This window comes from Helicobacter cetorum MIT 99-5656 (genome assembly GCF_000259275.1).
In the GTDB taxonomy this organism is placed as follows: domain Bacteria; phylum Campylobacterota; class Campylobacteria; order Campylobacterales; family Helicobacteraceae; genus Helicobacter; species Helicobacter cetorum.
In genome coordinates this window covers 363,202-389,253 of the sequence record NC_017735.1, presented here as the reverse complement: position 1 = coordinate 389,253, position 26,052 = coordinate 363,202, and the positions used below count along the sequence as shown (strand labels likewise).

The 26,052-nt window shown below is 37.0% G+C and carries 11 protein-coding genes and 1 pseudogene; 6 read left to right on the top strand and 6 right to left on the bottom strand.

Annotated elements, in window-relative coordinates; all coding sequences use genetic code 11:
* Nucleotides 1-109: 109 nt before the first annotated feature.
* On the bottom strand, nt 110-1,507 hold the full coding sequence (gene cysS, locus HCD_RS01890; protein WP_014658931.1) for a cysteine--tRNA ligase: 1,398 nt from the start codon (nt 1,505-1,507) through the stop codon (nt 110-112).
* Entirely contained in the window at nt 1,508-2,968 is a 1,461-nt protein-coding gene (gene murJ, locus HCD_RS01885) for a murein biosynthesis integral membrane protein MurJ (protein WP_014658930.1), read from the bottom strand.
* Nucleotides 2,969-3,112: 144 nt separating this feature from the next.
* Here murJ and HCD_RS01880 point away from each other — a divergent pair, with 144 nt between their 5' ends.
* Together HCD_RS01880 and ruvA are read left to right on the top strand one after the other, a co-directional pair.
* Complete coding sequence (locus tag HCD_RS01880) at nt 3,113-4,969, top strand: FapA family protein (RefSeq protein WP_014658929.1); 1,857 nt, start codon at nt 3,113-3,115, stop codon at nt 4,967-4,969.
* 19 nt (nt 4,970-4,988) lie between these two features.
* Nucleotides 4,989-5,540, top strand: a complete 552-nt coding sequence (gene ruvA / locus HCD_RS01875) for a Holliday junction branch migration protein RuvA (RefSeq protein ID WP_014658928.1) — start codon at nt 4,989-4,991, stop codon at nt 5,538-5,540.
* A gap of 725 nt (nt 5,541-6,265) precedes the next feature.
* Here ruvA and HCD_RS01870 read toward each other — a convergent pair.
* From HCD_RS01870 to HCD_RS01855, 3 genes are all read right to left on the bottom strand, one after another.
* Nucleotides 6,266-9,724 carry a vacuolating cyotoxin family protein gene (locus tag HCD_RS01870; protein ID WP_014658927.1) on the bottom strand — a complete coding sequence of 1,153 codons (3,459 nt, stop codon included), beginning with the start codon at nt 9,722-9,724 and terminating at the stop codon, nt 6,266-6,268.
* A 192-nt stretch (nt 9,725-9,916) separates the two neighbouring features.
* Nucleotides 9,917-15,634: a vacuolating cyotoxin family protein gene (locus tag HCD_RS08725; protein WP_050854956.1), complete on the bottom strand. Its 5,718-nt coding sequence runs from the start codon at nt 15,632-15,634 to the stop codon at nt 9,917-9,919.
* Nucleotides 15,635-16,200: 566 nt separating this feature from the next.
* Entirely contained in the window at nt 16,201-19,782 is a 3,582-nt protein-coding gene (locus tag HCD_RS01855) for a vacuolating cyotoxin family protein (RefSeq protein ID WP_014658925.1), read from the bottom strand.
* Nucleotides 19,783-19,989: 207 nt separating this feature from the next.
* Here HCD_RS01855 and ruvC point away from each other — a divergent pair, with 207 nt between their 5' ends.
* Nucleotides 19,990-20,469: a crossover junction endodeoxyribonuclease RuvC gene (gene ruvC, locus HCD_RS01850; protein ID WP_014658924.1), complete on the top strand. Its 480-nt coding sequence runs from the start codon at nt 19,990-19,992 to the stop codon at nt 20,467-20,469.
* 2 nt (nt 20,470-20,471) lie between these two features.
* Here the strand turns inward: ruvC and HCD_RS01845 are convergent.
* Nucleotides 20,472-22,852, bottom strand: a pseudogene (locus HCD_RS01845) (TonB-dependent receptor).
* A gap of 344 nt (nt 22,853-23,196) precedes the next feature.
* Between HCD_RS01845 and HCD_RS01840 the strand changes: the two are divergent.
* The 3 genes from HCD_RS01840 to HCD_RS01830 all read left to right on the top strand — a co-directional run bounded on the left by HCD_RS01840 (nt 23,197) and on the right by HCD_RS01830 (nt 26,027).
* Entirely contained in the window at nt 23,197-24,696 is a 1,500-nt protein-coding gene (locus HCD_RS01840; protein WP_014658923.1) for a catalase, read from the top strand.
* 169 nt (nt 24,697-24,865) lie between these two features.
* On the top strand, nt 24,866-25,741 hold the full coding sequence (locus HCD_RS01835) for a hypothetical protein (protein ID WP_014658922.1): 876 nt from the start codon (nt 24,866-24,868) through the stop codon (nt 25,739-25,741).
* 70 nt (nt 25,742-25,811) lie between these two features.
* Complete coding sequence (locus HCD_RS01830) at nt 25,812-26,027, top strand: hypothetical protein (protein WP_014658921.1); 216 nt, start codon at nt 25,812-25,814, stop codon at nt 26,025-26,027.
* The last annotated feature ends 25 nt before the right edge of the window (nt 26,028-26,052 follow it).

Sequence of the window (26,052 nt, the reverse complement as noted above, 5' to 3'; positions counted from 1 at the left end):
TATAACCGAGATTAATCTTTTCAAAATATAGTAAACAAACATAAACTTAAAAAAGAAAAAAATGTAATACCATTGAAAGCTAATGTGGGAGTGTGTATTTTTTAAATGTTTAAAAAAGCTTTTCCCAAATAGTGCCTTGTGGGGTATCTAATAAAGCGATTTTTTGCTTTATTAACTCTTCTCTTATGTTATCAGCTTTACTAAAATCTTTTTGTTGCTTGGCTAAGTTTCTTTCTGCTATCTTTTTTTCAATTTCTCTTTTTTCATTCTCGCTTACCCCTAATTGAAAGTAATCTAGCGGGTTTTTAAAACCAATGCCTAGTAATTCTTCTACAAAATTTAAATTTGCTAAAATTTCGCCCTTTTTAGCCTTATCTTTAGGCTTTTGATTAAGCTCTTCATTAGCAACAGAGAGCATGTTTTCTAAAACGCTTAAAGCTTTAGAGATGTTTAAATCATCTTGCATGCATTCTAAAATTTCTTTTTTAAAGTCAGTATTAATAATGCCAAAAGAACCAAAAACTCGCTGTTTTAGGCGATAGATTTTATCTAAGCGTTTTTTACTCATCAATAAATCTTCTTCATTAAAATTTAGAGTTGAGCGATAATGCACTCCTAGTAGGTAGTTACGCAAAATCTCGCCATCATAGGTTTTTAAAGCATCTTTGATAAAAAAGCTGTTTCCCAAGCTTTTAGACATTTTTTCATTATTGATATTCACAAAGCCATTATGCATCCAGTATTTAGAAAGCTCCACTTCAAATGCACAACGAGTTTGAGAGGCTTCATTTTCATGGTGGGGGAATAACAAATCCGCACCCCCTGCATGAATATCAATTTGATAAGGGGTGTTAGCTTGAGCAAGAGTTTTAAAAATCATGCTAGAGCATTCTATATGCCAACCGGGTCGCCCCTTGCCTAAAGGGCTATCAAAGCCCACATCATTAGCCCCCTTGTAAGCTTTCCATAAAACAAAATCTTGCTCAGAGCGTTTTTCTTCTCTTAAACCTATGCGACTAAACTCCACGCTACTATTATGCGAACTCAACGAGCCATAATGCTTGTCCTTGCTAGTATCTAAGTAAATATCACCATTAGATACCTTGTAAGCGATATTTTTTTCTAAAAGCGTTTCAATCATTTGAGTCATAGCGTCTAAATATTCACTCGCTTTTGGTTCTAAGCTTGGCTTTTTGACATTCAAAGCGTTTAAATCGTTCGTATAAGAGTCAATATAAATCGCACTCAATTCTTTAATGCTCTTATTTTCTTTCAAGGCCTTGTTGATAATCTTATCATCAATATCTGTGAAGTTTCTAACCATAGTAACTTCATAATTACTTAATTCAAGCGTGCGTCTTAATAAATCAAAAGCAATCGCACTTCTAGCATGCCCTAAATGAGCGTCATCATACACCGTAGGCCCGCACACATAAATACTGGCCTTGTTTTTTACTAAAGGCTCAAAAGGGACTTTTTGCTTTAATTTGGTATCATAAATAAACATTTAAAAACCTTGAAAATAATAAATTAAATATAAATGCGTAATTAACGATTTGAACGCTAAAAGCAACAATATTTCTACACAAGCGAGAAAAATAATCATAAGCCATAATTTCAAACGCTTGATTATACCTAAGAATAATCTAAAGCCAAACGCTTTTATAGTTAGAGTGAATAAAATAAATCCGCTCAAACTATTAGAAAGAGCCAGTCCTAAAACCCCTAAAAAGGGCATTAAGCTTAGAGAGCAAACTAAGCCTAAAAGAAGTGTGATTAAAGAGATTTTAGCCGCTTTTGCTTGCTCTAGTTTAGCATAGAGCCATAAAGAAAAGAGCTTAGATAGCCCAAAGGGGAGTAAGCCCAAAAGATAGAGTGAAAAGACTTGTGAAGTTATAAGAGTGTCTTTAGGGCTAAAATGCCCCCTTTCAAATAAAGCTTGCGTGATTTCCTTACTGAGCATAATGCCTCCGATACTACAAAAGAGTAAGACACTCACTAAGAAAAACCACGCATTTTGCAAGCGTTGCAAGATTAAATGTTGCTCGTTGTTTTTAATCGCAATCGCAATACTAGGAAAAAGGGCTGTGGATATGGCAATGGCAAATAGGGCTAAGGGTAGTTGGAACACTCTATTAGCATAATATAAATAAGACACACTCCCACTTGCTAGAAATGAGGCTATCGTAGTGTCTAAAAAGGAGGCGATTTGTGCGGTGGAGTTGCCTAATACGCTAGGAAAAAATTGTTTGAAAAAACTTTTTAAATCCTTTTTAGCATGATTTAAGCGATATTCTTTTTTTGTCGCATTTGTGCTTTTAAAGCTCAAAAATCCTTTCAATAATAAAGTGAATAAGCCTAGTTTGACTAAAGGATAAAAGTGTAAGAGAATTTGAGCCACGCCCCCTAAAAGCACACCATAGCTCAGATAATATAAGGCTTCTAAATGCGATTTGTCTTTAGAGATAACAAGGGCTAAAATCATGCATAAATTCAATAAGCTTGTGCTATACGCACTTGCAAAAAAGCTGTGCTTGTATTGCAAAAGTGTGCCTAAAAAGGTTGTGATAAACACTAATAAAAGATACCAAAAATTAATCGCTACAATAGGGGTGCATAATTTTAGAGTTTCTTCATCAAAGCCATAAGCGAGCAATTTAGTCAGCCACAAGGGGTTTAAGGCTACAAATAAGCACCATAAAAATAAGATACCACTAAAAAGTAGCCCCACAAAACTGGCAAAACTTCCTTTAACAGAACTTCGTATAAAGCTCGGTAGAAAGCTTTGTGAAAATGAGCCTTCAGCAAAAATACGCCTAAATAGATTAGGCATTTTGAAAGCCACAAAGAAAATATCGCTATACACCCCAGCCCCTAGAATGCTAGCCATCATCAAATCTCGTAAAAAGCCTAAAATTCTAGAGCATAAAATCCCTAAGCTGTTGGTTAAAAATAATCTTTTTATCATATCAGATTTAACTATTACCTAATTTTTAGCTAATTTTTGTTAGGATACTCCCTTACTTTTTCGCATTTTTGTAGTATACCATTTAAGAGTTGAATTCTTAATGCGTGTTTGATAGTTGAAAAGCTGTAGAAGGAGTTTAGAAAAATGAGTGTGGAGCATTTTGCCCCTATAAAGATTGAGCAATGCAAAGATATTAAAAAAGAATTGCAAAGAGTTGCTGCTGAGCATAAATTAGAAGTTGAAGAGCTGTGGTTTGAAATTTTAAAGACTTCTATTTTTATCAAACCCAGTGCCAAAGATGATTTTAGTGAAGCACTCGCTGGGGAATTGCAACAGCTAGAAGAAGATGGGTATTATGAAAAAAAAGAGCTAGTTCTCTATCAAGCCCATGATGTTAAGGTTAAACTCAACGCTTATAAACGCTTTTTTAAGGTGGAAGTCAATGATGAAGCGAGCCAAGTAGAAATTATCTTAGATGATTGCTTTATTGTATTAGATACTGAAGAGCATTACCAAGAGATGTTTGGGTATATTAGAGAGTGTTTAGCCCTTGAAGGCGTAGTGTTACGCCATCTTTCAAAGATGTATGAGAATTTGAAAACAGAATTAAGAGCCTACAAAAAAGAAGCTAAATCTAATCGGTTCATTTTATACACTTCTTCAACCTTTATGCCTAATACAGAGGAAAAGCCTAGCTTTTTATTAGAAGAAGAATACACACCCACCCATACAATTCCTTTAGCCAGCCAAGAAGAATCTTTTGTCAAAGAGAATTATTATATCGCTAAAGAAAATCAAATCGTGGCTTGTGTGAGCTACCCCAAACAGGGTAAAGATGGGCGTAATCTCAAAGGTTTTTATGTTGAAGTGCCTAAAGCTCCTAGCTCGCCCACACCCCTAGGGCATGATAAGAACGCTTTTGAAGAAAGAGATGAAAATAACGCCCTAGTATATTACTCCAAAGCCCTACAAGGGGTCAAAATGGAAAAAGGGCGTTTGCACTTCAGACAAAATTTTGCGTTTGAAAGTGGCATTAAATCCATTGAAACGCCTAATCTTTTGGGGGGGTTGGAGAGTGGAATCGTTTTTGAAATTCAAGCTAGTGGTGAGCTAAATGATGCGATTGATTGTAATTTCATCTTAGAAGCGACTACGATTAATATTAAGGGTAATGTGGGTAAAAATGTCATCTTGGTGGCTAAAGAGATTGCAATAGAGGGGCAAATCCATCCTGAAAGTTATGTGTATGCCGATAAAGTGCGTATCACTAATCATAAGGGTGTGTGCTATGCCAAAGAGTTTGAGTGCAAGTATTTAGAGCGTGGCAAGGTGTATGCTGATAGTGCTAAGGTAGAAGCGAGTGCAGGAAGCGTGGTCTATGCTAAGGAAATCACTTTTGAAAAGCTTAAATCAGATAACAAGCTGTATTTTTCTAAGCAATGCGTTATTGATGAGGTGGATGGCAATGGTAATCGCTTCATTTTCTATGCCTTTGGGGGGCGTGAAAACCAAGAAGAGCTGAAAATCGCCAAGAAAAAGCTCAATCAATTTGGGTTGAAATCTAAGAAAATTATCGCTCAGCACCAGTCCTTAAACCACCTAGTCCAAAACAATCAGGCTGTTATGGAAAAGCTTAAAAACGCTACCGAAGAAATCAGGCGTTCGTTGATGCAACAAGAAAGCGTGAAAGATGCCTACAATGAATTTATGTTTGCCTTGAAGCGTTTGAGAATTTTAAAAGCTCAAATGCTAGAGTTACAAAGGCTCAATAATGAATGCCACTCTAAGCTCATTAGTATAGAAAACAGCATGCAACAGGCAAGTATTACCACTAAAAATCCGTTCAAGCAAGAAAATATTGTGATTTATCACCGCAATTATCCTAAGGTAAGCAACCTAACCGCTACGCTAAGCCATAATGAAAATGTGAATGTCATTTATGAGCCTAAAGAAAATAAGATTAAAAAGGTCTTTAAGGGTGCGATAGCCAAAAAGCCCTAGAAAATAAGAAAGAGATAAAATGATTGTAGGCTTAATAGGGGTTGTAGAAAGAATTTCAGCTTTAGAAGTGCATTTGGAAGTGCATGGGGTTGTTTATAGGGTTCAAGTTTCTATGCGAAGTTCTGCATCATTGCAAGTGGGTAAAGAAGTGCGTTTAAAAATCTTACAAGTGATTAAAGAAGACGCCCATCTTTTATACGGATTTTTAGAAGAGAGTGAAAAAATCCTGTTTGAAAGACTTTTAAAAATCAATGGGGTAGGGGGGCGAATCGCACTAGCCATTCTTTCAAGCTTTTCGCCTAATGAGTTTGAAAATATTATCGCTACTAAAGAAGTTAAGGCACTTCAGCAAGTGCCAGGAATCGGAAAAAAACTCGCCGATAAGATTATGGTAGATTTAATCGGCTTTTTCATTCAAGATGAGATGAAACCCGCACAAAATGAAGTCTTTTTAGCCCTTGAAAGTTTGGGCTTTAAAAACACAGAAATTAGTAAAGTTCTAAAAACTCTCAAACCAAATCTTAGCACCGAAATGGCGATTAAAGAAGCGTTGCAGCAATTGCATTCTTAAGTTTGGAGTGGTTTTATTTTATTGAATGTATATGTAAATCATTACGAGTAAAAATCAAACCCACAAAAATTAAATTTGTTTCAAGGGATTTCTGAAATTAGCTTATCAACTCTTATTTATCTTTTGAGATTTAAACCACCAAGACTTTTACAAGAGAAAGTTCTTTAGGATTTGTTTTAAGGATATTTTTAATGAATGTGTTTTTAGGATTTGTTTTTCAAAGAATTATAAAGAATCAAAAGGGTTCTCAAAGGGTTCTTTTCCAAACCCCACCCTACTTAAACTTATAAAGACTCAAAAACCCTATCTCATTCCTAAATCTAAAATAATATTCTCTAAAACTGAAAAATCTGAAATACTATCCCCCCCATTCCGATAATGATATCCCCTGAATTTGAAAAAATTGAAATAAGACTTTCTGAATTTAAAAAATCTGAAACACCACTCCTTATTGTTGAAAGGAGATTATGGGTATGAATCACGCCCATAATCAAAGATACTTTTTAAAACACAAATTTCTCTTAAAAACTAAGTCTGCTAAAAGTCTTGGAATAACACCTTACTCCAAGACTCTAATCTCACCGACTCAAAAACCCTATCTCATTTCTAAATTTGAAGTGATACTTTACTTAAAGACTTAAAAACTCTATTTCATTCCTAAATCTAAAATGATACTTTTTAAATTTGATAATGATATCCCCCTCCATTGTTGGAATGTAAAAGATTTAGAAACTATATCTCATCCCTAAATTTGAAGCGATATTACCTATCATAGTGTTGAGATTATGAGCATAAATCACACCCAAATTCAAATACACTTCTTTAGCTAATTGCAATTCCCCACCTATCATCACTCTAGCATGGGTATTTAAGGGATTGTGAGTAGCATTTACTTTAAAGCTATTTAAAGCCATAGCGTTATTGAATCCAAAGTTAGCCAATTCTTGTAAAATCCCAGCATTCATATAGAAGAATGAAGTGTCCCCATAATAATAGCGGGCTTCTACATTAGCATTCGCACTGAATAAATGACGGCTACTTGCACCATTACTCAAAGCCACTTGATTACTATTGCTTTTCATGTTAGTAGAACCTAAATGATTATAGCTTACACCTACACTAGGTTTAAACACTAAAGCATTGTTTAAGAAAGCAAAGTCATAGCCATAATTAGCATTAGCCATAGCGCTATAAGCTAAGTAACTATAGCCTTGATTAAGACCTTGTAATAAAGCCCCTTTAAACATTAAGTTTTCATTATTGCTTCCTACAGCTCCTTGAGCTTCAAAATCAAATTCATGTTTATTAGCAAACACACGAGAATACAAACCAAAGTTGGTGTTATTAGCTCCAGAGTTAAGATTGCTTGCTTGGTTATTGAATGAGCTATAGCCATAGCTTCCAAAACCACCAACAATAGCTTCTACATTTTCCCCTTCAATATAAGTATCCATTCCAGCACTTGTGCCATATAAAGAAGTGTTACCTCCATTACTCAAACTAGCTCCCCCAATGGCATTAGCCCAAACATTAGCAGGTTTTTCATACTTAGGGGCAAATTGATACAACACTTCTGCCATAGTCCCCACTGAAGCAAATCTCTTGTCTTGTAAAGCTTGTAAGCGTTTAGCAAACGAATCAATATTGTTAGTGTGCTTTCTAGAAAGATTGACTAAGCGAGTGTTTACTACCATCTTATTGCTTAAGCTTAAAGTTTGTAAACTATTAGTCTTATGCTCTAAACTAGCTATATTATTTAAAGTCTCAGTGGCAACATTCAACTGCTTAGTGATTTCACCTGTGCTAGTTGCATCAATCATTTGACGCGCATAACCAGCATTATGAGAATCAATCAATAAAGTTTGTAATAAATCTCTTCCCTGTGTGCCTGAAGTAGCATTGATAACATTGATAGCATCAGAACGATTAGCTAATTCAAACACGCTTTCAATAGTGCCGAAGTTATGCTTGTTGATGGCGACGAGATTTGGGGTGGTGTTAGAATGAGTGGTAGCGTTAGGGCGTATGAGAGCATAATGGCTATGAGCATAATGATTTTTTGGGAGTTCTATCTTAGTTCCATTAGAGATAGCACTTGATAAATGCGAATTATTGCTCACTCGCACAGACACTTCTTTGTTGTTAGCCCCTTTACCCACTTCAGTGTTACGCCATGCTTTTCCGGTTAATTTTTTATATTTGTCAGGGTGATTTACCATATCGCTATTATTAATCGCACGTCCACAAGCTTGAATATCAGCATTATTTCTAATCACACAAATATCCATGCGGTCATTGCCATTATAAAGTGCTACGCGGTCTTTGAAACCTTGCGTAGCGTCTGCTGGGTTAGTATGGCTATCTTTATTGGCATATTCATAGGAAATATTTTGTGCCCTTAAAATAACATGGTCTTTATTTTTAATCAAAGTTTGAGCGTCATTGATTCTAACAATGGGTTTATAAAATCCTGTAGCACTATCTATCATATTATCAAATTTCATAGTTGCTGTTTGACCTACATTTAAGGTTGCAAAACGCCCATCTTGGGTGTTGATATTCATCAGACCTTGATTGTTAGTGAAATTACCAGCAATGCTTAAGGACAAATCTTTACCATAGTTCATGTGTGCGTCTTTATCTAGGGTTAGGTTATTAAACATCAATCCTTGTAAAGTGCCAGAACCCCCAGGACTTCCAAAGGTTAAAAGCTTTGTGATAACGACTTCATCAATATTCCTAGCGTCAAAATAGTTCCAAGGGGTGTGATAGAAATTATCAATCGTAAGTTTATTGCCTTTTTCAAATCTTACGCCTGCTTGCCAAGGTCCCTGGCCTTCTTGGAAACGCACAGTTCCAATGTGAGAAGTGCCAATATTGCCCGCAAAATTAGTGTAATAGCCATTGATGGTTGTGCCATTGCCCACTACTTGCTCAAATTCTTTGAAGTTGAAATTAGAAGCGATAATATTGCTAGAACCACCTGTAACTTTACCAACATTAATGGTTTTGACTTGAGAGAAATTTAAGCTTGGAGCTGTAGCACCATAGCGTGCTTTACTAATATCAATATCTTTTGCATCTAGTTTGTTAGCTACAACACTCAAATGAACATACTGTCCTAAAGCGATATTACTCTCAAAAGTTACATTACCTTTTGAAACAAAGAGAAAGTTTGCAGGTGAACCGGCACGAACCCATCCACCCCCAATATCGCCACTAACTTTCAAGGCATTTTTCACTACAATGTTACCGGTATTATTCACGACAATTCCACGCCCACCCGCATAGTTATTAAGATTGACTTCGCCTAAAGTAAGCTGGTTGGTATCTGTAACCAAGTAAGCAAACATTTTTCTGATTGCAGCATCTGTATTGGTGTTAACACGATTAATAGTGAGATTACCCCCTTTATAATTCAATCTCGCATCCTGCCAAATATCCAAATTGCCAATGGTATTATTTTTTTGCGAACCGGTAATTGTGGCTCTAGCTGGGTTTTGCTGGCCTATGCGTAAATGCCTGATGTATAAATCATTGGTTACACCACTTGCATTCAAGGCTGTGGCGCTTTGAACTTCATAGGCTAAAGGAAATTGTAAAGCTCCCATAAAAACTTCGCCATTTAATTCTACAGCTTTAGGTGATTTTAAATTTAAAGTTGCACCATTATAAAGAGTGATGCGTCCGTTATTATCGCTATAAATCGTTCCTGCATCTAGAGTCATTTCTGTTTTATAAGGGTTGCGACCCACTCCAGAACCGACACGATTATTCAATTCTAAGAAATTCTTTACAAGAATGCTATTGCCCTTCAAATTAATATGAGTGGTGTTTTTGTTAAAACTTGTGAAAGAATTACCATTCCAACCACCAAGCTCAAAATTAGCATGGGGAGCTGAAATATTCATATCGCCACCGGTATAATTGATAAAGCCCGAAAGGCGATAACTAGCATAATCATCATCACTTGAATAAGAGATACTATTTTGCTGTCCGCCAACGGCATAAATATGATTAGAAGCGTTCCAAGCGTCCCAGCTTTGCTCCCATTTGCCTTTTAAAATGGTGTTATCCATGTTCCAAACTTGAGCATGTAAAAGACCAGCCAAGCTAATTGCTAAAGCACCTACGAATTGTTTTTTATTAATACTAATATTTGTTAAAGAATGATTTTTCCTCATTACATCTCCGTTTAAATTAAAAATGAATCAAGGATTTCATTCTAACTCATTTTGATAATGAAATAAAATTTTGGTTTTAATTGTTGTTTGTTTTTGATTTACTGCGTGTAAATTTTGCCAGTTGTAAAATAAGGACTTTTAAGATTTGAAAGAAGAGCTTAAAAGAGTTCTTGAAGAACCCTTTTAGAGACTTTAGAAACTATATCTTACCCCAAGATTTGAAGCTAAATCATGGCGTTTGACAAACAGATTAGAGGAGTAGATTAAGCCAAGGTTAATAAAGAACTCCTTAGAAACTTGAAGCTCCCCACCCATCATCACTCTTGCATAAGTGTTGAGATGTTGGTTGTTAGAAGCAAAATGAGTGTTACCCACTTTTAAGCCACCTGTTTGAGCAACATTCAAAAGCTCATGATGTATTCCAGCATTCATATACCAGTAAGAAGTGTCGCCATAATAATAGCGGGTTTCAATTCCAGCACTCGCACTAAGAGTGTGTCTGTTATTAGCGTTACCTTGTAAGCTAAGATTAGATTCTTGTGCGCTTTGAGTGTTTGTGGCGCCCAAGCTTTGATATGCCACACCAATAGTGGGTTTAAACACCAAAGCGTTCTTTAAGAAAGTGAAATCATAACCATAGCTTGCATTCGTATTTGCTGCATACACTAAGTAATCATAGCGTTGGTTCAATCCTTGCAACAAGTTTCCTTGAAGGTTGATACTTTCTGAATTAGCTCCAAAAGCCCCTTGAGCGTTAATATCAAATTCATGTTTGCCACTGAATAAACGGCTATAAATTCCCCAGTTAGTGTTATTAGCACCCGCATTTAAAGTGCTAGTGGTGTTGTCTAATGAGCTATAGCCATAACTTCCAAACCCACCCACAATCGCTTCTACATTATCACCGATTAAGTGTGCATCCACACCAGAAGTGGTTCCGTATAAAGAAGTGCTATTGCCATTACTTAAGCTTGCCCCACCGATAGCATTCGCCCAGATATTGCTCGCATTAGTGTATTTAGGTGCATGCTGATAAACAATTTGAGCTGCACTCTCTAAAGAAGCTAAGCGTTCATTTTTTAACTGCTTAAGGCGTTTAGCTAAACTCAAATTATCTGTATATCTTCTAGATAATCCCACTAAGCGCGCATTTTGTGCCATTTGGTTAGCTAATTGTAAGGTTTGTAACCCACTGGTTTGTCTCTCTAAGCTAGCCACTTGATTAAGAGTGTTTTGAGCGTTAGAAAGTTCTTTAGTGATTTCATTTGTGCTTGTAGCATCAATCATTTGGCGGGCATAACCAGCATTATGAGAATCAATCAATAAAGTTTGTAAGAGATTAAACCCATTACTACCCACTTGATTTTTAATGGTGTCAATATCACTAGCACGATTAGCTAATTCAAAGACAGATTCCATAGTGCCAAAATCATGTTTATTGATAGCAACTAGGTTGCTTGCACTAGCATTGCTATTCATATAACTTGGCATAATGGCGTAATTAGAGCGAGCATAACGAACATGTTTTGTGGCTTTTTCTGCTTTGTTGTCAGCAAGAGTGATAGTGTCGCTATTAGCATCTTTTGGTTTTGCATTATCGCCTAAACGCACGGTAATTTTTTTACTATCAGCTTTCTTGGTAATGCCTGTATTTCTCCAAGCCTTGCCTGCAAGATACTTGTATTTTTCAGGGTTACTAACCATTTCATTATTGCCGATAGCTTGACCGCAGGCTTTAATATCATTAATCATAGTGTCGCCTTGTCTGACCATACAAATATCCATGCGATTTTGTCCGTTATAAAGAGCCATTCTATCTTTAAATTGTTGTTCGTTGTTGGTATAAGTCATACCTCCAGAAGTAACTGGAGCTTTGCCTATGCTTTCATACTTAATGCTACCACCTTTAGCTTCAGCTACGAGGAAATCGTGGTTTTTCATCAACTTTTCAGCATTATTGATTTTAATCAAAGGATTGTAAAAGCCTGTGTCTTTATCCACATCATAGTTAAACTTCATTACAATATCTTTAGCATTTAAGGTAGCAAATCTCCAGCCACTTGGAATATTCTGTCTGGCTACTCTTAGAGCAAACTCACCTCCTTGGGCATTGATAATCATTGTGCCTTGATTGTTAGTGAAAGTGCCATTGATGTGTAAATCTAAATCCTTACCATAAGCCATAGTGGCCCCCTTGCCTAGAGTTAGATTATTAACCATAATTCCGCTAAGGCCTGCAACCCCACCGGGAGCTGAAAAAGTGAGCTTTTTGGTAATTTCTACTTCTTTAACTCTTCTTGCGTCAAAGAAGTTCCAAGGTGCATGGTAAAACTCACCGATAGTTAGCTTGTTTCCGCCTTCAAATTTCATCCCACCTTGGAAGTTGCCATTACTGCCAGATTGCAAGACTACTTTATCAATGCTTGAATTACCAATATCAGTATGGAAGTGGGTGTAGTGTCCATTCACGCCTCCAGCAGTTCCAGCCTTGACTACCCATTCTTTAGCATGGAAATTCTTACCTTTAAAGTTTGTGGCTGAAGTGGTAACCTTATTCATGCTAATTTCGCCCTTTACTCCACTAAAATCTAAAGTGGTGGCGTTAAGACCGTTATTGCCCCAGCCAGCATCTACATCTTTCATAGTTAATTTACCATCTGTATCTACCTTAAAACCTGTATAAGCTGGTAAAGTGATATTTTGTTCAAAGCTCACATCATCCTTAGCCTTAAACTTCATTGTGGCATAAGAATCGATAAGCCTAGCCCCACTAAAATTAGAATTAGCAGGCTGGCCATTGAAGGTCAAATGTCCGATGCGCAAATTGCCGCCTGTATTTTGAGCAAAGATACTGCGTCCACCGGTATAGTTATTGAGATTGACATAATCTAGGATTAAGGATTTCGTATTAACATTAAAATTAGCTTGTGAACCTTGAGCCACAAAACCACCTTCTCCCAAGTTTGTCAAAAGATTAACCCTTACATAAGGAGCTTGTTGAGCGTTGTAAGTTAAGGTTGCATTTTGCCAAATACTCAAGCGTTTAACAAGATTCGCTCCTTGAGCCCCTTCAATCGTTGCTTGAGTGGCATTCTCATTCCCAATGAGTAGGTTATTCATGGTCATGTCACCACGCACATCTTTGGCATCTAAGGTCATCTTAGCAGGGTGTGCAAATTCAAAGTTGTATTGCAATTTACCCATAAACACATCGCCCTTGAACTCAGCGTCTCTAGCGATAAGTTTTAAATGGCTTCTGTCATAAAGAATGATACGACCATTTTCATTACTAAAAATTGAGCGCTTAGCTTGTAGGGTTACATTCGTATACCAAGGCTTAGAGCCAAGCCCTGAACCAATGCGATTGTTAATTTCTAAGAAATTGTTAATAGCGATTTGGTTGCCAGCAATCTTAACATTGCTTGTTCTCTCGTAGTTGGTGAAAGAGTTTCCATTATAGCCACCTAATTGAAAATTTGCTGTAGGAGAATCAAGGTCCATATCGCTCACATAATTTCTAAAACCTGATAGACGATAAGTGTTGTAAGAATACCAGTCTGGGCTTTTATAAGTGATTTTCCCATTTTTAGCAACAATGTAATTGCTTGCATTACCCCAATCGTATTTGGTTTCCCATTGCCCCCCAATCATGGTCTTATCTAAATTCCAAACTTTGCTAGAACCACCTTCCCATGGGGATACAGGACCATAGTATACATTGCCCCCATTTGCAGCAGTAATAGCAGCATGTTTATCGCCATAAGGGTCGTCATTAAAGTTCTCAGTTGGCTTTGTGTTATCGCCCAAACGCACAGAAATTTGCTGGCTATTAGCCGTTTTGCCAACGCCTAAGTTTCTCCAAGCCTTGCCTGCGAGATATTGGTAATTGTTAGGATTATTGACCATATCATTATCGCCAATAGCTTGACCGCAGGCTTTAATATCACTAATCATAGTGTCGCCCTTTCTAACCATACAAATATCCATACGATTTTGTCCGTTATAAAGGGCCATTCTATCTTTGAATTGCTGTTCAATGGTTGCACTATTAGGGGTAAGGTCGTTATTTGTAGCTTTAGAACCTACTAATTCATAATTGATTTTATTAGCCTTTAATACTACAAAGTCATGGTTTTTTGCTAACTTTTCAGCATTATTGATTCTAACTAAGGGGTTATAAAAACCTGTAGTGGGGTCAATATCAGTATTGAAACGCATGGTAGCTTCTTTGGCATTCAAGGTTGCAAAATTCCAACCGCTTGGAATGTTGGCTTGAGCTGCATGTGTAATGGGGTCTTGTCCTTGGGCGTTGATAATCATTGTGCCTTGGTCATTAGTAAAAGTGCCATCGATGTGTAAATCTAAATCTTTACCATAAATCATGGTAGCACCCTTAGCTAGAGTAAGGTTATTAAACATCAAACCACTAAGATTTCCAATCCCACCTGGTGCTCCAAAGAGAAGTTTTTTAGTAATTTCTACATCTTTGACTTTTCTGGCGTCAAAATAATTCCAAGGGGCGTGGTAAAATTCATCAATAGTGAGTTTAGTCCCACCTACAAATCTCACACCACCTTGATAATTGGCATTACGACCATAATCCAAGCGCACAACACCAACTTTTGAATTGCCAATATCTTCACCCACATTAGTATAGTGTCCATTGACAACGGGGGAATCGCCGGTTTTAATTCTCCATTCTTTAATGGTAAAGTTATGTGCAAGCAAATTTGTAGAAGATGTGGTTAAATTTTCAATTGTGGTCGTACCCTTTACGCCACTAAAATCTAAAGTGGAAGCACTTAAGCTGTTATTACCCCAGCCAGCATCTACATTTTTCATAATTAACTTACCATCTGTATCTACCTTAAGCCCTGTGTAAGCAGGGAAGGTAATATTCTGGTGGAAAGTAACATCATTTTTAGCCTTAAAATGCATGTTTGCGCTAGAACCAATGAGCCTAGGTCCGCTGTAATTGGAATTAGCAGGTTGACCATTGAAGGTTAAATGCCCAATATGTAAATCACCGCCTATATTTTGAGCAAAAATCCTACGGCCACCGGTGTAATTGTTGAGATTGACAAAATCTAAAATGAGGGTTTTCACATCTGCATTAAGGGTGGCTTGAGCATTATACCCGCCTATATAACTTTCGCCTAGATTAGACAAAGACCATACGCGAAGCTCTTGGCTTGGGGCTTTAAAATTCAAGGTTGCATCTTGCCAAATATTTAAATAGTCAATTTTATTATTGCCCCTAGAAGAACCAATCATTTCAGCTTGAGTTGCGTTCTGATCACCTATAATGAGTTTTTTCATATGAAGTGAACCTGTATTAGAAGCATCAAGTTTTACTTGTGCTTGGCGAGCAAATTCAAAGTTATATTGCAATTTACCTAAATACACATCGCCTTTTAAGTCCACATCTCTAGCAACAAGATTTAAATGGCCACCATCATAGACATAGATACGACCATCTTCGTTGCTAAAAAGTGAGCGCTCGGATTTTAGGGTTACATTCGTATACCAGGGCTTAGAGCCAAGCCCTGAACCAATACGATTGTTAATTTCTAAGAAATTGTTAATGGCGATTTGGTTGCCAGCAATTTTAACATTACTCGTTCTTCCATAATTCGTAAAAGAGTTTCCATTATAGCCACCTAACTGAAAGTTTGATGTGGGAGAATAGATATCCATATCGCCCACATAATTTCTAAAACCTGATAAACGATAGGTATTATAAGTATCCCACCATGAACCTTGATAAGTGATTTTATTTCCGTTTCTACCAACAATATAGTTGCTTGCATTCCCCCAATCATACCTGGTTTCCCATTGCCCTTGAAGCATAGTGCTATCCATGTTCCAAGTCCTAGCATCCAGTATCCCTATGAGTGCTAAAGCAACCATGGAATACCTTTTTCCGATTGACAATAACGACGTTGTTTGCATTTTATAGCTACTCCTAAAAAAGATGTTCATTTGTGTTGATACTTAACAAAAATATTAGAATATAACAAATGATTGTCTTTGATACTACCAAAAGATTTTAGAGACAGCAAATATATCTTATATATTTTTTAAAAAATACATCTTAAGTGTGTAAAAATTAAAAGCTTGAAAAAGTCCTTCATATGCTGTAGTGTCTTGTGGAGTATACATTAACTTTTGCTCCTTAGAAGCCATTTGGCATGCCAACAAGCTTGTGGTGTGTGTGCTATAGATTCACAGAGCATGTGAATAAAACCCCATGCAAAAAACACAAATTTCTCTTAAAAACTAAGTCTGCTAAAAGTCTTGGAATAACACCTTACTCCAAGACTCTAATCTCACCGACTCAAAAACCCTATCTCATTTCTAAATTTGAAGTGATACTTTACTTAAAGACTTAAAAACTCTATTTCATTCCTAAATCTAAAATGATACTTTTTAAATTTGATAATGATATCCCCCTCCATTGTTGGAATGTAAAAGATTTAGAAACTATATCTCATCCCTAAATTTGAAGCGATATTACCTATCATAGTGTTGAGATTATGAGCATAAATCACACCCAAATTCAAATACACTTCTTTAGCTAATTGCAATTCCCCACCTATCATCACTCTAGCATGGGTATTTAAAGGATTGTGAGTAGCGTTCACTTTAAAGCTATTTAAAGCCATAGCGTTATTGAATCCAAAGTTAGCCAATTCTTGTAAAATTCCAGCATTCATATAGAAGAATGAAGTGTCTCCATAATAATAGCGGGCTTCTACATTAGCATTTGCACTCAATAGATGACGGCTACTTGCACCATTACTCAAAGCCACTTGATTGCTATTGCTTTTCATGTTAGTAGAACCTAAATGATTATAGCTTACACCTACACTAGGTTTAAACACTAAAGCATTGTTTAAGAAAGCAAAGTCATAGCCATAATTAGCATTAGCCATAGCGCTATAAGCTAAGTAACTATAGCCTTGATTAAGACCTTGTAATAAAGCCCCTTTAAACATTAAGTTTTCATTATTGCTTCCTACAGCTCCTTGAGCTTCAAAATCAAATTCATGTTTATTAGCAAACACACGAGAATACAAACCAAAGTTGGTGTTATTAGCTCCAGAGTTAAGATTGCTTGCTTGGTTATTGAATGAGCTATAGCCATAGCTTCCAAAACCACCAACAATAGCTTCTACATTTTCCCCTTCAATATAAGTATCCATTCCAGCACTTGTGCCATATAAAGAAGTGTTACCTCCATTACTCAAACTAGCTCCCCCAATGGCATTAGCCCAAACATTAGCAGGTTTTTCATACTTAGGGGCAAATTGATACAACACTTCTGCCATAGTCCCCACTGAAGCAAATCTCTTGTCTTGTAAAGCTTGTAAGCGTTTAGCAAACGAATCAATATTGTTAGTGTGCTTTCTAGAAAGATTGACTAAGCGAGTGTTTACTACCATTTTATTGCTTAAGCTTAAAGTTTGTAAACTATTAGTCTTATGCTCTAAACTAGCTATATTATTTAAAGTCTCAGTGGCAACATTCAACTGCTTAGTGATTTCACCTGTGCTAGTTGCATCAATCATTTGACGCGCATAACCAGCATTATGAGAATCAATCAATAAAGTTTGTAATAAATCTCTTCCCTGTGTGCCTGAAGTAGCATTGATAACATTGATAGCATCAGAACGATTAGCTAATTCAAACACGCTTTCAATAGTGCCGAAGTTATGCTTGTTGATGGCGATGAGATTTGGGGTTAGGGCGTAGCGAGAATGGGCTACAACCACACCCTTATTGCCAACTACAGGAAGGTTAGTAGTGTGGCTTTCTTCAGCTTTTAGATTATTTTTACACTTACTTGTAGCAGGTGTATTAACATTGGCATCAGTGCTAGTGCAACGCTCCGGCTGATGACCGCTATTTTTTATGTTCACAGCTATACGTGTTGAATCTGCTGTTTTTACTACTGCATTATACCGCCATGCTTTACCGGCAAGATATTTATAATCTTCAGGGGTAGTTTGCATTTGTGAATCACCAATAGCCCTTCCACAAGATTTAATATCATCAATCGTATGATTATCCCCTCTAATCACACAGATATCCATGCGGTCATTGCTATTATAAAGTGCCAAACGGTCTTTGAAGGCTTGGTGATTGTGACTGTTATTGGTGTAAGTTATAGTGGTATTAGCATTTTGACTCACACTTACATAATCAATGTGTTTTGCCGTTAGAATAACATGGTCTTTATTTTTGGTCAAAGTTTGAGCACTATTAATTTTAATAATGGGTTTATAAAAGCCAGTATCTGGGTTAACAAGGTTGTTAAATTTCATAGTTGCATTACCGCCTACAGCAAGTGTGGCAAAATGATTGTCTTGGGTGTTAATAACCATTGCACCTTGATTGTTAGTGAAATTACCAGCAATGCTTAAGGACAAATCTTTACCATATTCCATGGTTGCATTTTTACCTAAAGTTAAGTTATTAAATATTAACCCTTGCCCGCCAGGAGATGCAAAAACCAGTCGTTTGGTGATTTCTGTTTCGTTGACTTTTCTAGCGTCAAAGAAATTCCAAGGTTGATGATAAAGTTCATCAATGGTAAGTTTGGTGCCACCATTAAAAAGCACACCGCCTTGATAATACGAACTAGTGCCTTTTTCTAAACGCACAATGCCGATGTGCGAGATGCCTATATTGTTATGAAAATGCGTGTAGTACCCATTAGCACTTCCAGAATGACCAACTTTAACGGACAGTTCTCCAATATTGAAAGTCTTTCCCATAATATTCGTAGCAGAGGTAATTAATTTATGGATTTTTGTTTCCCCATTTATCCAACGAAAATATAAAGAAGTTGCATTTGAACCATTGCTTCCACGGCTAGCATCAATACTCTTTTTGGCTTCAAAACTACCTCCATCTACCCTAAGAGTGGCATAAGCTCCAAGAGCGATATCTTGTTCAAAGGTTGTTTTACCTTTAGCTCTAAAGTGGAATAGTGGCTTGGCATCTGAGTATCCATCGCCTCCCACTCTACCATCTAATGCGAGACTACCATTTAATGTGATATTACCGTTCTCTTTTCTGTTTTCAATGTAGATTGCACGTCCATACATACTATTTTTAAGATTAACCTTATCAAAACTAATGTCCTTTGCATCAGCAATCACATTAGCTTGGAAATAGCGTAGATTACCATCTGAACGTGTATTGAGATTAGCAATATGTATTGTGCTACCGCTAAAATTCAAGGTTGCATCTTGCCATAAAAATAAATTGCGCACAGAATTGGCTGATTTGTAACTTGAACTATTTTGAGCATCCTTATAATCTGCTTGAGAACCCTTAATGGTAGCTTGTGTAGCATTTTGATCACCCACACGCAAAGTGTTGATATGCAATTCTTTAACCTTACTTGCATCCAAACTCATTGTGGCACGAGTGGAGTAAGCGGTAGGATATTGCAACTTGCCCATATAGACTTCACCATTTTTAAAGTCTACTTTTCCTTTACCATCTTTAGACGATAAGGTTAAGCTTGAGCCATCATAGAGATAGATAATGCCATTGGAATTGTTGGTGATATAGTCTGCTTCCAAATTTACATTGGTTCTATAAGGGGCTTTAGCCAAACCTGTGCCTATACGGTTATTGATTTCTAAAAAATTGTTAATAGAAATTTCTTTGGCTTTAAAGTTAATATTGGTAGTAGACCAATTGACGCTAGTAAAAGAATTTCCATCATAGCCACCCAACTCAAACTTGGTTTGTGGTGCATCGATTTTTATGGGTCCGCCGATATAATTCCTAAAACCTGAAAGACGATAGGTGTTATTGTCTGTTTGATTGTTGTAGTTAATGCCATTCCCCCTGCCCCATCTAGCTTGGATATACCATGCTACATCGCCTGAGTCATAACGCCATTCCCATTGGTCTTTGATAATGGTGCTATCCATATTCTTAACTTCAGCATGTAAAAAACTAGCTAAGCTAATTGCCAAAGCGCTTACGAATCGCTTTTTATTAATACTGATATTGGTCAAAAAACACTTTCCATTCATTACTTATCCCTTTAAATTAAAAGTTTAGCTAGGATTTCACTCTAACATATTTTGATGATGAACATTGTTTTTAGGTTTGATTGCTATTGTTTTTTTGTGATACATGAAAAATTGTAACATATATTTTTAGTTGACATACCTTAGAGATTTGAAATTTGCGTATAATCTTAATATAAGTCAAACATAGGATTACTAGGAAGGGCAAAAATGTATATTTTAGGAATAGACCCGGGTAGTAAAAGGTGTGGGTATGCTATCATTAGTGCCACTTCTAACAAGCTTTCGTTAATTGCGGCTGGATTTGTGAATATTAAGAGCATGCATTTACAAGAACAAATTTTAGATTTGATAGAAGCGCTCAATCATTTGTTAGATATTTATGAAGTCAATGAAGTGGCTATTGAAGACATTTTCTTTGGATATAACCCCAAAAGCGTGATTAAGCTCGCACAATTTAGGGGGGCGTTATCTTTAAAAATTCTAGAGAGAATTGGTAATTTTAGTGAATACACACCCCTACAAGTCAAAAAAGCTCTTACCGGTAATGGAAAAGCCAGCAAGGAGCAAGTGGCGTTTATGGTGAAACGCCTGCTAAATATCACTAACGAGATTAAACCTTTGGATATTAGCGATGCGATGGCAGTTGCTATTACGCACGCACAACGACTAAGGCTCAATCTCAAATAGGCTTACCATTTGTAAGCGACTTCAAGGCGTGCGTTAAAGCCTGGTTCTGCAATCGCTCTTTTGAGCGCATCAGTGCCTGGCATATCTGGGCTCATCACATAGGGGCTTGTTTGGTCTACATAAATTTTGTTGAAGACATTGTTAAACACCGCTGAAAGCAGTAAGCCATTCCAACGGCTTTTGGTTTTAGGGCTCCAGTTGACATAAAAATTGCTCACGCCATAGCCGGGTTTATGCATATGCACTAGCCCTAATTGGGGGCCGCATTTGGCTAAATCTGTAGGGGTTTTTGGTTTTTCTACTGTTCCATAATCAGGCAGGTAAATATCAATCCCACAATAATCTAAGCCGGTAACAAAACGGCTCAGCCACGCAAGATTGATGCCAGTTCTAGGAATGGTGTAATCAAGCTTGATGATAAAGACATTGCCTGTGCTTGCAGCTAACTCATAGCTATCTGCCATTAAATGCCTTTTAGCTGTAGGCCATGTGCGTGAAATCCCTATATTTAAGCTCACTCCCTTATACCTGAATGTCCCACCCACTTCATAGCCATAAATACGGATAGGAAAATCCAAATTAGTTACGATGAGGCGTTGGGCGTATTGAGAAATGAAATTATCCAAAGCTTGATAAAATGCAGCAGCCCTTCCGCTAAAATACTTTCCTTCCCAGTCAATATTAAATTCAGCGTTCGAACCCACTTCAGGCTTAATATTTTTAGCGTATCGCAAATCGCTTTGACGCATATACACCCCATCCCCTGGCATAACCCCCCTTGTAACTTGAGAGTAAGTGAGTTTGAGAGATAAAGGCTCAATGGGGTTAATCACAAGGGCTGCACTAGGGCTAAAGCCTTGCGTGAAGCGGTGGTTCCAGTCTTTATCATAAAGGGTATAAGCATCCCATCTCACTCCTGCTCCAAAAGTAACCATTTTGTGCGGTGTGTAATTAGCTTGCACATAGCCCCCATAGATATTCCCGCTGGCTTTTCCCCTTTGACACAGCGTTGGGTCTTTGGCATCAATATTTTCTACAAAACTACAAGCCACTTGTTTTTCCCCTGCATCATCAGTATAGATTTGATTAGGTCTGTATAAATCTGATTTGGGAATGCGTGCGTCAAAAATGGTTAAATTTTGATAGTTAAACCCGTATTCAAAAAGGCTGTCTGTGGCTTCATCAATGACATGAGCGACTTTGAGATTTAACCCGGTGTTATTTAAAAATAAATTTCTGGGTTGTGAGCTTGGGCCATCAATATCTGAAAAGCTTGGGGTGCAATCCCCGCCTTTTACACATGGATAATTGTCTTTTTCCCATTGTGTAGCTTTGCTGTAAGGAAATCGTGCATACACGCTATTAGGATTGAATAGGGGGTCAAACTTGCCGTTTCTAATGCTTGAATAAAGGGTGAAATCTAGTCTTGGGTCGCCAAAAGAATTGCCCGCTTCTCTTTTGTATTGCAACGAAAGGTTATTAGCAACATTAACAGAATGATACATGTATTTCGTGAAGTTATCTAACACATTAGGGCATCCTTGAGCACTATCAGGACTAAAGGGGGTTTCACAAGGATAGGCTAGTCCTATGGCGTTACTTCTTAAAGGGCGTGTGGCACTATCTCGTGTCATGTTCCAACTAAAAGTGAGCGTGTCTCTATCGCTCAAGTAACCATTCATTTTAATAAGGGCGTTGTTTTGCTCGCTTGGGGTGCCTCTGGCTCTTTATCCGCTGGCGTGGGTTTGAAGAGATTTTTCATCGCTGTAGCACCGCTTCTATAATAGAATTGATTTTGATGGGTGTAATAAGCGATAATATCAAAATGCGTGCCTTGATAAGCCGCTGTAAAAGTTTCTCTATCCCCAAAGTTTGTATAAAAGCTTACGGCTCCACTGGCTGCATAACTGCGTCCTTTAGGAATAAAATCAGCCGCGCCTTTAGTTTCCATTTTAATCACTCCAGCAATGGCCCCTGGTCCTGCACTAGCATTAGCTGAACCTTTGGTAACTTCTACGCTTTTTAGCATGCCAGGGTCAATGACGGTATTACCTTGATGGTGATAAATATTACCATTTTGTGCGGCACCATCTACGGTAACTCTCAAAAGCCTATCTTCAACGCCCCTAACATAGATTTTCTGCCCCATAATAGAACCCCCACCCACATTCACATCGGGGTTGGTCCTAAACAAGTCTTTCACTTCATTGCTTTGGCGTTGTTCTAGCTCTTTAGAGGTTACTTTAAACTCATTGTTGTAAGTAAAAATTCTTTTGGCTTGAGTGGTAACTTTACCTAAAGTATGTTCGGCACTATAAAGACTATCCACTAATAATGGAAACAACAAGGCGTGCTTAAGCTTTGGATATGGTTTTGAAAACATCAACGATTCTCCTTAAATCTAAATTAAATGCTCTAATGCGTGCTGATAAAAGGCAACATAAGGCATGAGTGAAAGACAAAAATCAACGAACAAATACCTTGAAAGTCAAATATTATAATAACTATTATTAAAACTAGATTAAAAATAAAATTTCATTAATAATTTTCACCATTCCTATTTATTGTTACAAATAGAAATATTTAAGGTTGTTTTTTCTTTTAAAGAGAGCTACTTTAAAAAAAGTTGATAATTGTTAGTCTTTAGATAACAAAACATGTAATAATCATGGCAAGTAAGTTGGCTGGTGTCAAATTACGAAAATTTGAAATCACAAGGATATTAAGATGATTAATAAGGATTTAAAACAAACTAGTCCTTTTGGTGCTCCAATTGGCGATGATAACAATGTGTTTACGGCCGGTCCTAGGGGTCCTGTTCTTTTACAAAGCACTTGGTTTTTGGAGAAGCTAGCAGCATTTGATAGAGAAAGAATTCCTGAAAGAGTGGTGCATGCTAAGGGGAGTGGAGCTTATGGCACTTTCACCGTAACTAAGGATATTACTAAATACACTAAAGCAAAAATTTTCTCTAAAGTAGGCAAGAAGACAGAATGCTTTTTTAGATTTTCTACTGTGGCTGGTGAGAGAGGTAGTGCGGATGCGGTGAGAGACCCAAGAGGCTTTGCGATGAAGTATTACACCGAGGAGGGCAATTGGGATTTGGTAGGAAATAACACACCTATTTTCTTTATTCGTGATGCGATTAAATTTCCTGATTTTATTCACACTCAAAAAAGAGATCCTCAAACTAACTTACCTAATGCTACTATGGTATGGGATTTTTGGAGCAATGTTCCTGAGAGTTTGCACCAAGTAACATGGCTTATGGGTGATAGAGGTATTCCTAAATCTTTCCGTCATATGGATGGTTTTGGTAGCCACACATTTAGTCTTATTAATGCCAAAAATGAGCGTTTTTGGGTGAAGTTCCACTTCAAGTGTATGCAAGGCATTAAGAATTTGACAAGTGAAGAAGCTGCAGAGCTTAGAAAACACGATATGGATTCACATCAACGAGACCTATTTGAAGCGATTGCTAGAAAGGATTTTCCAAAGTGGCGTATGAGTATTCAAATTATGCCAGAAGCAGATGCTAAGAAATACAAATTCCATCCGTTTGATGTAACTAAGGTTTGGAGTCAGAAAGATTACCCATTAATGGAAGTAGGTATTGTAGAGTTGAATAGAAACCCTGAGAACTATTTTGCAGAAGTAGAGCAGGCGGCGTTCAACCCTGCTAATGTAGTTCCTGGAATTGGTTATAGTCCTGATAGGATGTTGCAAGGTCGCCTATTCTCTTATGGTGATACACAACGCTATCGCTTAGGCATTAATCACTCTCAGTTGCCGGTCAACAAGCCAAGATGTCCATTCCATTCCACTACTAGAGATGGCTTTATGCAAAATGGACACTATGGTGCTTTACAAAACTATACCCCCAGTTCATTACCAGGCTACAAAGAAGATAAGAATGCTAGAGAGCCTAAGCTCAATTTAACTTATCTTGAGAAAGAGTATGAAGTGTGGAATTGGGATTATAGGGCTGAAGATAGCGATTATTATACTCAAGCAGGTGATTTGTATCGCTTAATGAAAGCTGATGAAAAAGAGAGATTGTATGACAATATCGCAGGTTCTATGGTGCATGTTCCTAAGGAAATTGTTGATAAGCAGATGGAACATTTCAAGAAGGCTGACCCAAAATATGCTGAAGGCGTTAAAAAAGCCCTTGAAAAACACATGAAGATGATGAAAGATATGAAAATGAAGGGCATGAAGAAATAAAGAAAATGAGACTATTTTCTTTAGGCATTCTTGATTTTTACTCAAGAATGCCTTGTCTTTTGAAATTTAAGTATTTTTGAATGGATTACTAGTCTTTTGAGATTGGTAATGTGTCATACTTTTTTATAAATTCAATAATAAGTTTAAAAATTACAATAAAGAGTATTTTATGAGACGAAGGGATTTTATTAAGACAACTGCTTTGAGTACTACAGGCGTTGTGCTAGGGACACAGCTTCTGAAAGCTGATGGAAGCAAGCAAGGTGTTACAAAGTATAAAATAGATGCAAATTATAGCATTGATTTTGACTCTGCTGAGCATACTTCGCTATTCATTCCCATGCCAAGCGTTGTAGCAAGCAATGTGAATTTGGAAGGCAATCATGCAGATTACAAAAGCATGCTTGTTGATGGAATGCCTTATTTGCAACTTAGTTTTGCAAAAAGTGCTAAGAAAAAACATGTGCATCTCTCTTATGAAGTGTCTAATTACCGATTGAATGAGCGTTTGTTTGATAAAAAAGGTTTTGCAACAATAGGGCGTTATGAGAGAGAAGATGCGAGTATAAAAAACATCGCAAACCAGCTCAAAGGGATGACTTCAAAAGAAACTGCAAATAATTTTTATGCGTTTGTCAAACATGAGATGCCTAAGAGACAAAAGACTTTGGAGGGTAAAGTCAATTTATCTAGGCGTGAGAGTTTGCCTTGGTTTGCAGAGATTTCTCAAGAAAGCATGTTTGTGTCTTTGTGCCATGCATGTGGGATTGAGAGTGCTGAAGTGCAGGGTTTAAAATTAGGTAAGAACAAGGTTGCTAGAAGTTCTTCTATGGTAGAAGTGTATCTCAAAGATTCATTTTTGGCGTTTGATTTCAAAGGCGGTCATAAAGAGGTCTTTATTCCGCTCAATCGCCATAAAGATGTGCAACTAGATTCTGCGTTATTGCCTACTTTTGGAGATGCGTTTGCACTTGTAGATGGCAGGAATTTAAATAATTATGAAAGTAGTTTATTTGAGAAGAGAGTGTCTTATACTACTATCTAAGGATATTTAAATTCTTAAAGTAGAGCTTCCTTAAAGGGGGGCTTATAAGAGCGTTCTAAAGGATTGTCTTATGCAGGGATTTTTCAAAAAACTTGGCGAAGAATACAAGTCTAAGCTCTTTTTAGTGTATTGGCTTAGATGGATGTTGAGTGCAGTGGTGATGTTGCCTTTCATGGAGGTTTTTCATTATTTCAATTTTCCGCTGTGGCTTAATCTTTTCTTAGGACAAACCATTGGAGCGTTGATTTTTTTTAAGCTCGATAAACTGATTTTTTCTAAGAAATAGGTGTTTTTATAGGCTTAGAAATATT